The organism is Streptomyces chilikensis (genome assembly GCF_001642695.1).
Classification (GTDB): domain Bacteria; phylum Actinomycetota; class Actinomycetes; order Streptomycetales; family Streptomycetaceae; genus Streptomyces; species Streptomyces chilikensis.
Genome location: NZ_LWCC02000071.1, coordinates 1 through 13874, shown reverse-complemented (window position 1 = coordinate 13874; position 13874 = coordinate 1). Strand labels below are relative to the sequence as shown.

Genomic DNA, 13874 nt, shown 5'->3' with positions numbered 1-13874 from the left:
GTCCGCGACCCGGTCCGGGCCGCGGACCGCGGCCGCCGCGCTGCGGGCCGGGCCGCGGACCACCGCCGCCGCGGTGCTGCTCTGCGCGGCGGGGGCCGCCGCCTCCGCCGGACTGCACGGCGCACAGCTGCGCAGCGGACCCGTTCCCGCCCTCGCCGCCCGAGAGGCCACCGTGACGGCCGAGGTGCGGCTCACCTCCGACCCCCGGCTCGCCCGCCCCCGGGTGACCGGCAACCGCTCCATGCCGCCCACCGTCCTGGTGGACGCGGAGGTCCGCCGCCTGGACGGGCCGGCGGGAGGGACCGCCCTGCGCACCCCGGTGCTGCTGCTGGCCGACCCCGGGGACGCCCGTGCCCGCTGGCTCGCCCTGCTGCCGTCCACCCGGCTCACCGTCACCGGCCGCCTGGCGCCCGCCCGTTCCGGCGGCGACCGCTTCGCGGCGGTGCTGAAGGCGAGCGGCGGCCGCGCGCCCCGCGTGGCCGCCGGCCCCACCGGCGCCCAGCGGACCGCCGGACGGCTGCGGGCGGGGCTGCGGGAGGCCACCGACGGGCTGGAACCCGACGCCCGGGCGCTGCTGCCGGGCCTGGTGGTCGGCGACACCTCCCGCATCACCCCGGAACTCGACCACGCCTTCCAGGAGACCGACCTCGCCCACATCCTCGCCGTCAGCGGCTCCAACCTGACGATCCTGCTGGCCCTGCTGCTCGGGCCGCCCGGCCTCGCCCAGCGCGCCGAGCGGCGCGGACTCGCGCCGCGCCTCGGCCTCACCCTGCGGACCACGGCCGTCCTCGGCGGCGCGCTCACCCTCGGCTTCGTCGTCGTCTGCAGGCCCGATCCCAGCGTGCTGCGGGCCGCCGCCTGCGGGACGGTGGTGCTGATCGCGCTGGCCACCGGACGGCGGCGGGCGATGGTGCCGGCGCTGGCGGCCGCCGTGCTGCTGCTGGTGCTGTACGACCCGTGGCTCGCCCGCAGCCTGGGCTTCCTGCTCTCCGTGCTGGCCACCGGCTCGCTCCTGCTGCTGGCACCGCGCTGGAGCGAGGCGCTGCGCCGTCGCCGGGTGCCGCCCCGGCTGGCCGAGGCGCTCGGCGCGGCCGCCGCGGCGCAGGCGGTGTGCGCGCCGGTCGTCGTGGTGTTCTCCGGGCGGGTCAGTCTGGTCGCGATCCCGTGCAACCTGCTCACCGAGTTCGCGATCGCCCCCGCCACCGTCCTCGGCTTCGCGGCACTGCTCACCGCGCCGGTGGCGATGCCCGTGGCCCGGGTGCTGGCCCGGTGCGCGGGGTGGCCCGCCGGGTGGGTGGTGGACGTGGCGAAGGCCGGCGCGGGACTGCCGGGGGCCGGGGTGGACTGGCCGAAGGGGTGGGGCGGGGCCGCGCTGCTCGCCGCCGTCACCCTGGCCGTGCTGCCCGTCCTGCGCCGGCTGCCCGGACGACCGCTGCTGTGCGCGGGCCTCGGGCTGCTGCTGGCGGTCGCGGTGCTGCGTCCGCCGCAGGTGACCCGGCTGGTCACCGGCTGGCCGCCGCCCGACTGGCGGATGGTGGTCTGCGACGTCGGGCAGGGCGACGCGCTGGTGCTGAACGCCGGGCCCGGCACGGCGGTGGTGGTCGACACGGGACCCGACCCCGGCCCGGTCGACCGGTGCCTGCGGTCGCTCGGCGTGCGGCGGGTGCCGCTGGTGGTGCTCACCCATTTCCACGCCGACCACGTGGCGGGACTGCCGGGTGTGCTGAGGGGACGCCCGGTGGCGGAGATCGCCGTGACCGGACTTCCGGACCCCCTCGACCAGGCGGAGTTCGTGCACCGCACCGCCGCCCGGGCGGCGGTCCCGGTCACCCGGGCCGTCGCGGGCCAGGAACGGCTCACGGGCCGGGTGCGCTGGCGCGTGGTGTGGCCCGCCGCCGTCGATGCCTCGACGGCGGGCCCCGGGGCGCTCACCGCGAACGACGCCAGCGTCACCCTGCTGGTGCGGACCGCGGGCCTGCGGCTGCTGCTGCTCGGCGACCTCGAACCCCCCGCCCAGCGCGCGCTCGCCGCCTCGCCCCTCCTCTCCGGGCTCGGCGGCGTGGACGTCCTGAAGGTCGCCCACCACGGATCCGCCCACCAGGATCCGGGCCTGACGCGCCGTCTGGCGCCGCGCCTGGCCCTGATCAGCTGCGGCCGGGACAACCCCTACGGGCATCCCGCCCCGACCACCGTGGCGGCCCTGCGGGCCCTCGGGGCGCTGGTGCTGCGGACCGACCGGGACGGAGCGCTGGCCGTCGTCGGCGGGAAGGGAGCGCTCCGGGCCGCCGCGGCCGGGCCGGGGTGACCCCGGGCCGTGGTCGGCGATCAGGACGTCACGTGTGCCGACACACCTGATTTTTCTGCGCAATCTTCACGGCACGCACAATTTTGCTCAGAAAGCATCAGGAGTGATCGAATGCTGCTGTCGGGCAGCAATCACGCACAGAGGTGTCACCGTTCATGATCGGCCGCTGGTTGGGTAGCAGGAGGAACACGACGGCGGGCGGGGGGCCCCTGTCCGCGCTGCGCATACCCACCGGGGCCGGTGTCGTGGCCGGCCGGGTGCTCGACCCGGTCGACGAGGTCGCCCCGTACGCGGAGTTCACGCTGACCGACGCGCACGGGCGCAAGGCGATGGGCGGCGGCACCGACCCCTTCGGAGGCTTCCTCGCCACGGTTCCGCCCGGCGAGTACACCGTCGCGGTGGCCGCCGACGGCTTCCTGCCCCACCGGTCGACGGTCCAGGTGCCCGAGGGCGAACTGGCCTCCGCGGGCGACATCCGGCTGCGGCCGGCCCCGCCCGCGGAGCTTCCGCCCCCCGGTGACTGGGAGATCGACCCGAGCCACACGACCGTCGGCTTCACCGCCCGCCACATCGGCCTGGCGCGGGTGCACGGCAGGTTCGACAACTTCGCCGGCGTGCTGCGGGTCGGCGAGAGCATGGAACGGTCGGCGATGCACGTGGTGATCGACGCGACCTCCATCAACACCAACGTCCGGATGCGCGACGACCACCTGCGCTCCGCCGACTTCCTGGACGTCGCCACCTATCCGACGCTGGAGTTCTACGGCGACCGCTTCACGCACCGGGGCGGCGACCGCTGGCACGTGAGCGGCGGTCTCTCGCTGCACGGCGTCACCCGCACCGTCACCCTCGACACCCAGTACCTGGGGGTGGGCACCGGCCTGGAGGGCGAGACCCGCGTCGCCTGCCGGGCCACCGCCGAGCTGCACCGCGACGACTTCACGGTCAGCTGGAAGGCCATGGTGGCCCGCGGCATCGCGGTGGTCGGCCCCAGCATCCGGATCGGCCTGGACGTGCAGGTCGTCCCCCAGGGCTGAGGGGCGGGGGCGGGACCGGGACCCGGCGGGGCGTGCCGCAAAATGTCCGCGTGAACGATGTGAGACACGTACTGGTGCTGCCCGACCGCGAGGCCGCGGAGGAGGCCGCCGAGGCGCTCGGGGAGCGGTTCGGCGTGGACGAGGAACCGCGGATCGTGCGGGACGCGCTCGCCGGGGAGGACGACGCCGAGGACGCCCAGTGGCTGGTCGTGCTGGCCGACGAGGACGAGGCGCTGGACCCGGCGGCCCTCGACGAGTTCGCCGCCGAGTGGGACGGCTGGCGCGAGGAACCCTGACCTGCGGCCGGTCGGCCGGCCGGTCCGCGGGCCCGTCGGCCCGCCGGCCGGCGGACCCCGGCGGCCGGCCGCCGGGGCTGTCGGCGGCGCATGGGATGCTGGGGCGGATGGCCAGGAAAACAGCTCAAGACGACCTTCTCGCACCGGTCACCCTGGCCGTGGGCCAGGAGGATCTGCTCCTCGACCGCGCCGTGCGGGAGGTGATCGCCGCCGCCCGCGCCGCCGACGCGGACACCGACGTCCGCGACCTCACCCCGGACCAGTTGCAGCCGGGGACCCTCGCCGAGCTGACCAGCCCCTCGCTCTTCGCCGAGCGCAAGGTCGTGGTGGTCCGCAACGCGCAGGACCTCTCCGCGGACACGGTCAAGGACGTCAAGGCGTACATCTCCTCGCCCGCCGAGGAGATCACCCTGGTGCTGGTCCACGCGGGCGGCGCCAAGGGCAAGGGGCTGCTGGACGCGGCCCGCAAGGCGGGGGCCCGCGAGGTCGCCTGCCCGAAGATGGCCAAGCCGGCCGACCGGCTGGCCTTCGTCCGGGGCGAGTTCCGCGCCGCCGGGCGGTCCGCCACCTCCGAGGCCTGCCAGGCGCTGGTCGACGCCCTCGGCAGCGACCTGCGGGAACTGGCCTCCGCCGTCTCCCAGCTCGTCGCCGACGTCGACGGCACCGTCGACGAGGAGGTCGTGGGCCGCTATTACACCGGCCGGGCCGAGGCGTCCAGCTTCACCGTGGCCGACCGGGCCGTCGAGGGCAGGACCGCCGAGGCGCTGGAGGCGCTGCGGTGGTCCCTGTCCACGGGCGTCGCGCCGGTGCTGATCACCAGCGCGCTGGCCCAGGGCGTGCGGGCCATCGGCAAGCTGCTCTCCGCGCGCGGCGGACGCCCGGCGGACCTGGCGCGCGAGCTGGGCATGCCGCCGTGGAAGATCGACCGGGTGCGCCAGCAGATGCGCGGCTGGAGCGAGGACGGCGTCTCGGCCGCCCTGCGCGCCGTCGCCGAGGCGGACGGCGCGGTCAAGGGCGCCGGCGACGACCCCGAGTACGCCCTGGAGAAGGCCGTCGTCACCATCGCCCGCGCCGCCCGCTCCCGCGGCGCCAGGGGCTGACGGGTCCGGCGCCCCACGGGGCCTCCGCCAAGAGGGCCGCGCCTTGTTGGGGGCACGGCCGCGACCTAGCATGTTCGCGTGGCAGCAGACGGGCGGGACCGACGGGGGGAGACCGGCACCAGGACCGGCGCCGACGGGGACTCCGTCCCCCCCTCCCGCCCCGCCCTCCTCCGGGAGCCGGGCACTTCGGGGAAGAGCCGGCTCCGTGCCCGCGTCCTGTCGCTCGACGGACTGGCCCTGGCGCTGCTGTTCGCCGGCGTCCTCCTGTGGGCCACCGGGCTCCTCCCGCAGCAGGCGGCCGGCGACGTGACCGAGCGCGTCGTGCCGCTGGTCGCGTTCCTCTTCGCCGCCGTCGTCCTCGCCGAACTCGCGGGCCAGGCGCAGGTGTTCGACGTGGCGGCGACCTGGATGGCCCGGCTCGGACGGGGCAGCTACCCCGTGCTCTTCGTGCTGTGCGTCCTGCTCTGCTCGTTCACCACCATCGCGCTCAACCTGGACACCACCGCCGTCCTGCTCACGCCCGTGATGCTGGCGCTGGCCCACCGGGTCGGCATCGCGGCGGTGCCGCTGGCCATGACGACCGTCTGGCTGGCCAACACGGCGAGCCTGCTCTTCCCGGTCTCCAACCTCACCAACCTGCTCGCCGCCGACCGGGTGACCCTGGAACCGCTCGAGATGGCCGGGGTGATGTGGGCGCCGCAGGCCGTCTCGATCCTGGTCACCATGGTCTTCCTGTGGGTGCTGTACTGGCGCCGGGGCCGCCGCGGCGAGGCCGCCTACCTCCCGCCCGCCCCGCCGCGGATCGCCGACCCCTGGCTGTTCGGCGTCTGCGCGGCCGCCTGCGCGGGCTTCCTGCTGCTGATCCTGCTCTGGGACGTCCCCCTGTGGGCCGCCTCGTGGGGAGCCGCCCTGGTGTCGCTGGCCGTGTTCGCGGCGCGCGGCCGGGACCGGCTGCGCGCATCCTGGCGGCAGCTGGTCCCCTGGCGGCTGCTGGCGCTCGTGCCGGGCATGCTGCTCGTGGTGACCTGGCTGTCCTCGCTCGGCCTCGACCGGCTGCTGGGCGCGCTGACCGGCACCGACGACGGACTCGGCGGGATGCTGCGCGCGGCGGCCGCCGGAGCGGGGCTCTCCAACGTGATCAACAACCTGCCCGCCTACCTGGCCGGCGAGGCGGCGATCCCGGCCGGCAACCACCGGCAGCTGCTGGCCCTGCTGATCGGGGTCAACGTGGGCCCGCTGGTGACCACGTTCGCCTCACTGGCCACCCTGATCTGGTTCGACCGCTGCCGGGCCGCCGGCGTGCACGTCCCCAAGGGGCCCTTCGCCCTGGCCGGCCTGGGACTCGCGGTGACCGCCGTCACGGCGTCGACGCTCGCCCTGCACCTGGCCGCCTGACCGCCCCGCCGACGGCCGGCTCAGCGCGGGCCCACCGCGCGCGCCACGCCCAGCAGGGCCTCCAGGGTCTCGCCCCGCCCCGCCACGAAACTGCGGGCGGAGGCGGGCCCGGCGTACCCGGGCTCGAAACGCCCCCCGGACAGCGTGCGCAGCTCCACCCCGGCCTCCGCCGCCAGCAGCGCCCCGGCGGGCAGGTCGATGCCCTCGGCCTCGAAGCCGACGAAGCCGTCGATGACGCCACGGGCCAGCATCGTCCAGGCCAGCAGCGGCGCCCACAGCTGCAGCACCCGCCAGGAGAGCCGCTCCAGCGTGCCCAGCAGGCAGCTCGCGGCGGGATGCGACCGGCCGACGGAGTAGCCCTGGGTCCACGCCACCACCGGGCCGGAGGCGGGCAGCCGGCTGCTGGGACCGGGCAGGGGACCCGCCGCCCCGTGCGCGCCCCGCCCGGTGACGGCGTGCCAGGTGGAGCCGGTGACCGGCTCGTGGACCACGCCCAGCACCGGCCGCCCCCCGGTGACCAGGCCGATGCCGACCGCGTAGGCGGGCAGCCCGATGGCCACGTTGTTGCTGCCGTCCAGCGGGTCGATCAGCCAGGTCCGGTCGCCGTTCCCGTCCAGCAGGCCGGCCTCCTCCGACAGGAACCGGTCGCCGGGGAACGCGCTCCGCAGCCGCCCGAGGATCGCCTCCTCCGCCAGGAGGTCCAGGTCGAGCGCCACGTCCGCGCCGGCGCCCTTGTGGCGCAGGGTGCGGGCCCGGGCGAAGGACCCGGTCAGCAGCGAACCGGCGTGCTCCGCCGCGCTCACGGCCGCCCGCAACTCGTGCGCGTACGGACCGCCGTGAGCCCGGAAGCCGGGGCCTCGGGAGCCGCGGCCCTGGGAGCCGCGGCCCTGGGAACCGGGGGCCTGGAAGCCGTGGGCGTCAGTCGGGCTCATCATGCATCCTCCTGAGGGCCGAACGGGCGCCGAGCACCGTCTCCCGCTCGTCGCAGAGGGCGCGCACGGTGCGGCGGGGCCTGCCCTCCAGCGGCCCCAGCGACAGGTCCCGCCCCCCGGGCCGGGTGCGCCCCAGCACCAGGGTGGCGGCCGGTCCCCGCGGCGCGCCGGAGGCGTGGAACAGGCCCGCGGGCAGCGTGTACGTCTGTCCGCGGGAGAACACCACCGGCTCACCGGCCCGGCGGCGGACCCGGCGGGGCGTGGGCCGGATCTCGTCGGTGCCGTCCGGGCCGCTGATCACCTCGTAGACGCGGTGGGTGGGCCGGACGGGATCGTCGCCGACCTCCACCGGCAGGTTGGACACCGCCCCGTACAGCACGTGGCTGAGCAGGTCCCAGCTGTGCGAATGGTGCGGGTCGACGCCCGGTTCGGCGGCGTCGCCCTCCTCGAAGAGGTGGACGCAGACGCCGCGGTCGCCCTCCCGCAGCACGGGCAGGCAGAGGAAGCCCAGCGGGTGCCGCACGGCGCGCGGGATTCCTCCGGCGCTCACCACCTCCTCCAGCAGGGACCGGGCATGGGCGCCGACGCGGTCGGCGGGCGCGCCGGCCAGCAGCGCGCGCTCCAGCGTCTCGAACATCCTGGCGGTCATGACTGCGCCCGGGGCGGACGTCTCACCTCCCGTACGGGTCCGGCGCGTTCAGGGCCTTCACGGCGATCTCCGCCACGTCCGGATCCGTGTACGTCACCGGAAGCGGCATCCCCAGCTCCTCGAAGAGGTTCCGCACCTCGTCGACGGTCGGCTCCTCGGAGAGCGGCACCTCCGGCGACAGGTCGACGGGGGTGGCGTGGCGGCGGCTCTCGAGCAGTTCCGTCTCGTAGTACAGGTACAGCGGTTTGCCCTGGTCGACCAGGAAGTTCTCCCGCCGGTCGTCGTCCTGGGTGATGACCAGGCAGCGGTCGGACAGGTCGAAGCGCAGGGTGGGCACGGCGGCGGACAGGTGGACGCCGATGTCCAGCGTCTGCCGGAACCGCGAGCGGTAGTAGTACGCCGCCAGGACGGTGGCGTAGGCCTCCTTGCGGGTGCGGTCGGTGGTCCACGGCTCCGCGTCGCGGCGGGCGAAGGTCTGCCGGAAGTGGGCGTACTGGGCGCAGACCCGTTCCTCACGGGGGTCGATGATCTCCACGGCGACGGTGAGCCGGAACCGCCGCAGGCGGGTGGCCCGGAGCAGCTCGGGCAGGGTCACCGCCCGCAGGTAGGTGCCGGTGCCGCCCTTGAACTGCCACCGGGTGGTCTCGCGCCGCGCCTGCTCCAGGGCCTGGCCGACCTCGCCGCCGTGCAGGCTGCGGATCATCGCGATGTCGTGCAGCGCCCGCTCGGTCCCCGCCAGCGCCTCCTTGACGGCGGCCGGCTGCCGGACGCGCTCCACGGTGTGGGAGACGGCCAGCAGGCACAGCACGGAGAGGATCGCCCCGGAGGTGACGTCCTCCGGCAGCGAGTCGCCGAAGATCTCCAGCACGGCGACGACCAGCGCGACCAGGACGGCGGCGAGGACGTCCGCGTTCTTCAGCCCCCAGGCGACCAGGTGTTCCAGCCGTCCGGGACGGCGGCGGGCGCTCATGCGGAACCTCCTCGGGCGGACCGGGGCGCGCGTGCGGGTGCGGCGGGTGCGGGGACCGCGGCCGGCGGGCCGGCGCGACGGGCGGCTGTCACAGCGGCTCCCCCAGGGTCATCCGGCGGACCTCGGGCAGGTACGGGTCGAGCTCCCCGGGGGCGAACCGGGTCATGCCGACGACGTGCCAGAACTGGCCGTCGACCTCGCCCTCGTACTTGTAGCGGCCCGCCGGGGTGAGCGCCGCCCACCCCTCCCGCAGGCCGAGCAGCAGACCGCGCGCCCGCGGCGGCGCGTCCCCGGGCACGCTCCACAGCCGGGTCGCCCCGTCCTCGCCGCCGCTCGCCAGCTCCTCGCCGTCGGGACGGAAACCGAGGGAGAGCACCCGGCCGGTGGAGCCGGTGAGCCGCGCGGCGACCGAGCCGGTGGCGGTGTCCCACAGGGTGATGACCCGGTCGTCGCCGCCCGTCGCGAGCAGCGGCCGGTGGGGGTGCGCGGCGACCGCCCAGAGCCGTCCGCCGGGTTCGAGCGTGCGCAGCGGCTGCCCGTCCTCCCAGACGACGGCCCGCCCGTCCCAGCTCACGCTGGTGAGCCGGCCGGCGGCGTCGAAGGCCACGCCGTAGATCCGGTTGGCGTGTCCGCGCAGTTCCTCGACGAGCGCGCCGGTGGCCGTGTCCCACAGGCGGACCAGCCCGTCGTCGCTGCCGGTGGCGACGCGCCGCCCGGCCGGGTGGAAGGCGATGGAGCGCACCCGGCCGCGGTGCCCGACGAGTTCGGCCTGCAGCGCTCCCGTGGCCCGGGACCAGACGCGCACCGAGTCGTCGTCGTTCGCGGTGGCCAGCCGACCGCCGTCGGGGCTGAAGGCGGCCGCCCAGATGTGCTGGGTCTGGGCGTCGAACTCCCGCAGGTACTCGCCGGTGTCCGCGCTCCACAGGTGGACGGACCCGTCGTTGCTGGGGGTGGCGAGGGTGCCCGCGCCGGGGGCGAACACCGCCGACACCAGCCGGTCGCCCTGCCCGACCAGGTACTGCAGCCGCCGCCCGGTGCGGGCCTCCCACACCCCGACCGAGCCGTCCTTGGCCGCGGCCGCCAGGTGCCGGCCGTCGGAGGAGAAGCTGACCGAGGTGATGCTGCGCCCGTGGCCGCGGAGGATGTGCCGGCCCTCGCCCGCCTCGGCGTCCCACACCCGCGCGCCGCCGTCGCTGCCCACCGACAGCAGCTGCGCCGCAGGCCGTCCCGGGGGCGCCGGCAGGCCGTCGTCCGGGCGGACCGGGAACCGGGGGGCGGGACGGAAGGCGACCGCCCAGGCGGTGCCCCGGTGCGGGTCGGGGCGGCGCGGATGCTCGGTCACCTCCGGTCCGCGGGTTCCCTCGCGGACCGTCCACAGCCGTACCGAACCGCCGGCGTCGCAGGCCGCGAGGAAGGCCCCGTCCTCGCTGAACCGCACCTGGTAGACGGCCTCCGGCAGCAGGTCCAGCAGCCTGACGGCGGTGCCCACCCCGGCGTCCCACAGGCGCACCTCGCCCTCGGTGCTGCCGCTGGCCAGCAGCGTCCCGCCGGGGTGCCAGGAGAGCGTGTACACGCGGCCGGCGTGGCCGGTGAACTCGTGCAGGAGCCGGAAGCCGTCGGTCCGCCAGACCCGGACGGCGCCCGCCGCGTCGGCGGTCGCGAACAGTGAGCCGTCCGGCCCGAAGGCGATCCGGTACACGGCCCCCCGGTGGCCGGGGAGCTCACCGGCGCAGGTGCCCCTGGCGAGGTCCCAGACCCGCAGCTCGGCCGCGTTGTCACCGGTGAGCAGGAAGCGGCCGTCGGGGCTGAAGACGGCCGTGTACACGGGGGCGGTGTGGCCGGGGAGCCGGTGGACGACCGAGCCGTCGCGGACGTCCCACACGGTGACGGCGCCCTCCGGATCCCCGGTCGCCGCGCGGTGCCCGGTGGGGTCCAGGGTCACCGGCCACACGCCGTCGGGGTGCACGTCCAGCCGGTGCCGCAGCTCCCCGCTCACCGGGTCCCACAGGCAGACCGTGCCGTCGGCGCCGCCGCCGGCCAGCACGCCGGGCGCGAACTTGACCGCGTAGACGCGTCCCTGGTGCCCCTGCAGGGTGCGCACCGCCTGCCCGTCGTCGGCGCCGCAGATCAGCACCCCGCCGTCCTCGGTGCCGATGGCGAAGAGTTCGCCGCCGAGGCTGTAGGCGACCGGTTCCGGCAGCCGGGCCTGCCGGTCCCCGAAGCCGAAGGGGACGCCGACCCGGGCGGGCGGGAAGCCGAGCAGGACCGGCATGCCGGGGGCGACGGCGGCGACCGAGAGCTCCGGGGCGGCCGCCTGGGCGTCGTCCAGGCGCGGGTCGACCAGGGCGGCGCGGTTCCAGCGGCTGCCGGCCAGCCGGGCGCCGCGCAGGTCCGCGCGGACCAGACGGGCCCGGGACAGGTCCGCGCCCCGCAGGTCGGCGTCGCGCAGGCCGGCGCCCTCCAGGCGCGCCCCGACGAAGCAGGCGCCGGTGAGGACGGCGCCGGTGAGGTCGGTTCCGACCAGGGTGGCGTCGCGCAGGTCGGCGCCGGTGAAGTCGACGCCGGAGAAGTCGCGGTGGGACAGGTTCTCCCCGGCCAGCCGGGCGCCGCGGAGGTTGGTGCCGGAGGGGACGCGCAGCCGTTCGCTGATCTTCACCGCGTTGAGCCGGGCGACCGGGTGGGCGTCCGGCTCCTGCAGCGTGCGGTTCAGCCAGGCCTCGCAGCGCTCCAGGTCCACCAGGTCGCAGAAGAACTCCACGGTCAGCGCCGACAGCGCCCGCACCCGCAGCAGCCGGTCCGAGTCCTCCGCCAGGTCCAGCGCGGCCCGCCGGGCCAGCAGCCACTCCACCACCGAGTGGTGGATGAACTGGAACTGGCCGTCGGGCGTGCGGATCAGCAGGCTGCCCGACGCTATCGAGTGGACCTGCTCGGGGCGGGTCATGTGGGTCAGTCCCAGGCCCTCCAGGGCGTTGCCGGCGGTCTCCGTGAGCTCGGCCAGACGCAGCACCTGGCGTCCGCTCTCCCACAGCCGCTCCGCCAGGGCGGTCACCGCCGTCCACAGGTCGTCGAGGGTGAGGCCGGGCGCGGCGCCGGGCCCGCCGGCCGCCCGGGCCTCCTCGAAGCGCAGCCAGGAGGTGAAGACCTCCTGGTACAGCGCCGCCGGGCTCAGGGCCCTGCCCGCTCCGGCGACCGCCTGCAGGTGCTGGTCGCCGAGCCGGGCGACGAAGGACAGCAGCCGGGGGTTCTGGCACAGGTCGAGCAGGTCGGGAACGGCCTCCAGCAGCCGGTAGCGCTGCCCGGCGCGGGCGTCGTCGCCGTAGCTGCGGCTCAGGTACTCGCGGATCTGGGTCGGGCGGAAGCCCACGATGTCCAGCAGCCGCCGCTGGGGCAGGACGCCCAGCCGCTCGCCGAGCGCCGTGAAGACCTGCTCGTCGGACTTGAAGTGCTGGGTGCGGCTGGTGACCACGATCTTGGCCTTGTGCTCCGCGGCGGAGAGCAGCACCTCCAGGTGGTCGGCGGCGCGCTCGTAGCTGACCCGGTTGACGAGCTCGTCGAAGCCGTCGAAGAGGAGCACGATGCGGCCCTCGCGGATCATGTACCGCAGGGCGCGGGTGTCGATGCGGGTGACGCCGTGGCCGGCCAGGTGGGCGGTGACCAGCCCCAGCAGGCTGTGCGCCCGGTCGAAGGTGTTCAGCGGGACGAGGACCGGCACCAGGTGCGGCGAGTGCTCCGGCATCCGGCGGGCCAGCTCGCGCAGGGCGAAGGTCTTCCCGTGCCCGAAGTCCCCGAGCAGGAGCAGGAAGCGGCCCTGGTCGGAGTCGAGGGCGTCCAGCAGGTCGGTCAGCAGGTCCTCGTGGATCTCCCCCTCGCCGCGGGTGATCTCCCGGTAGCGCTGCCGCAGGTAGAGGCCGGGCGGGTAGGAGGCGTGGCCGGCCAGGTGGGCCTGCTGGTCGCGGACGTAGGCGCGCAGGTCGATGAGGCCCTGGAACTCGATGAAGCTGCGGATGCGCAGGAAGCGCGGAGCGCGCTCGGCGACCTCCGGCGGCGGCGCGTCGCCCGCGTGGACCAGGACGCACTCCGCGGTGTCGTGGCCCGCCTGGAGGATCTGCTCGGCGAACCGCGCGATCTCCGGCAGGGCGGGCGTCCCGGGATGGACGGCGACGCGGCTCTGCCGGACCACGCCGTCCTCCTCCCAGGTCGCCATGTACTGGGTGAGGTCGTCCGGCCGGACGTTGGTGATCTCCCGGAAGCGGGCGCCGGGCCGGCGGACCCGGCAGATCTCCAGGACGCGGGTGGCGAAGGTGTCCGCCGGCGCCGGCGCCGCCCGCTCCTCCTCGTCGGGCTCGGGCTCCGGCGTGCCGAACACGCCGTCCACCCGGTGCCAGCCGGGCGTGAACCGGGCCGGTTCCGTCTCCCGGACGTCGTGCCAGCGCCGGACTCCCTCCCGGGTGATCTCCAGCAGCTGGAACGCGCCGGGCGCCGAGGCCCCGAGCAGGGGCAGGCCGTCGGCCGACGTGCCGTACCCGGGCGTGGTGCGGGGACTGCGGGGCGGGCCGGACGGGCCGTGCAGGAGCATGTTGAGGCGGGGCGCGGCGAGGCGCAGGAAGTCGTCCGCGTCGCGCAGCCGGCCGGGGCCGCGCTCGCTGCCGCGGCCCTCGGGCCGGGTGAGCGGGTGACGGATCACCCCGAGCCGGAACCAGCCGCGCCGCTCGTAGTCGCGCAGGGTCGTGGAGAACCAGGCGGCCTGGTCGCGGCCCACCTGGCCGTACTGCTCGTCGGGGCGGTGGCTCCAGGCCATGGAGGAGTTGAAGCCGGCGACCACGGTCCGCAGTTCCGGCACGGGGAACAGGGTCCACGGCTGGTCGGGGGCGAAGACCACGTCGAGGCCCTGGTAGAGCGGGTCGAAGATCCGCTGGGAGAAGTGCCGCCACTTCTCCCAGTACGGCTTCTGCGGTGCGGTCTCGTCCGCCTCGCAGGACAGGAAGTAGGCGCGGCAGGCGGCCTGGCTGACGTCCTGGGCGCCGGGCACGACGGCCACCTGCGCGGGCGGCAGGTTCAGCTGGGACCGCAGGCCGGTGAGGAAGGTCAGCGCCTGCTCGCACTCGCGGGGCGAACCGGAGGCGGTGAGGTCCCCGGAGACCACCAGCAGGTCCGGATCGGGAGCCCCCGCGTCCCTCAACTCGACGAGAT

9 protein-coding genes are annotated in these 13874 nt (G+C 75.9%); 5 read left to right on the top strand and 4 right to left on the bottom strand.

All coding sequences use genetic code 11. The annotated features are described in order from the left end of the window. Positions 1-40: 40 nt before the first annotated feature. From A2U95_RS22600 to A2U95_RS22580, 5 genes are all read left to right on the top strand, one after another. Complete coding sequence (locus A2U95_RS22600; protein ID WP_166026159.1) at positions 41-2305, top strand: ComEC/Rec2 family competence protein; 2265 nt, start codon at positions 41-43, stop codon at positions 2303-2305. 155 nt (positions 2306-2460) lie between these two features. Further along, positions 2461-3342: a YceI family protein gene (locus tag A2U95_RS22595; protein ID WP_166026151.1), complete on the top strand. Its 882-nt coding sequence runs from the start codon at positions 2461-2463 to the stop codon at positions 3340-3342. Positions 3343-3392: 50 nt separating this feature from the next. After that, positions 3393-3638 (top strand): hypothetical protein, encoded by a 246-nt coding sequence (locus A2U95_RS22590; RefSeq protein WP_166026149.1) that lies wholly within the window; start codon positions 3393-3395, stop codon positions 3636-3638. Positions 3639-3745: 107 nt separating this feature from the next. Continuing rightward, positions 3746-4738: a DNA polymerase III subunit delta gene (gene holA / locus A2U95_RS22585; protein ID WP_206283022.1), complete on the top strand. Its 993-nt coding sequence runs from the start codon at positions 3746-3748 to the stop codon at positions 4736-4738. 216 nt (positions 4739-4954) lie between these two features. Then, entirely contained in the window at positions 4955-6133 is a 1179-nt protein-coding gene (locus A2U95_RS22580) for an ArsB/NhaD family transporter (protein ID WP_338104480.1), read from the top strand. Positions 6134-6153: 20 nt separating this feature from the next. Here the strand turns inward: A2U95_RS22580 and A2U95_RS22575 are convergent, their stop codons facing one another. The 4 genes from A2U95_RS22575 to A2U95_RS22560 all read right to left on the bottom strand — a co-directional run bounded on the left by A2U95_RS22575 (position 6154) and on the right by A2U95_RS22560 (position 13863). Then, positions 6154-7068, bottom strand: a complete 915-nt coding sequence (locus tag A2U95_RS22575; RefSeq protein WP_240957666.1) for an inositol monophosphatase family protein — start codon at positions 7066-7068, stop codon at positions 6154-6156. Continuing rightward, complete coding sequence (locus tag A2U95_RS22570; RefSeq protein WP_166026145.1) at positions 7052-7714, bottom strand: hypothetical protein; 663 nt, start codon at positions 7712-7714, stop codon at positions 7052-7054. The genes A2U95_RS22575 and A2U95_RS22570 overlap by 17 nt, the downstream gene beginning before the upstream one ends. A 22-nt stretch (positions 7715-7736) precedes the next feature. After that, a complete protein-coding gene (locus A2U95_RS22565; RefSeq protein ID WP_166026143.1) occupies positions 7737-8684 on the bottom strand; it encodes a hypothetical protein in 948 nt (315 codons plus the stop codon). A gap of 88 nt (positions 8685-8772) precedes the next feature. After that, a complete protein-coding gene (locus A2U95_RS22560) occupies positions 8773-13863 on the bottom strand; it encodes a WD40 domain-containing protein (RefSeq protein WP_240957663.1) in 5091 nt (1696 codons plus the stop codon). Positions 13864-13874: the final 11 nt, after the last annotated feature.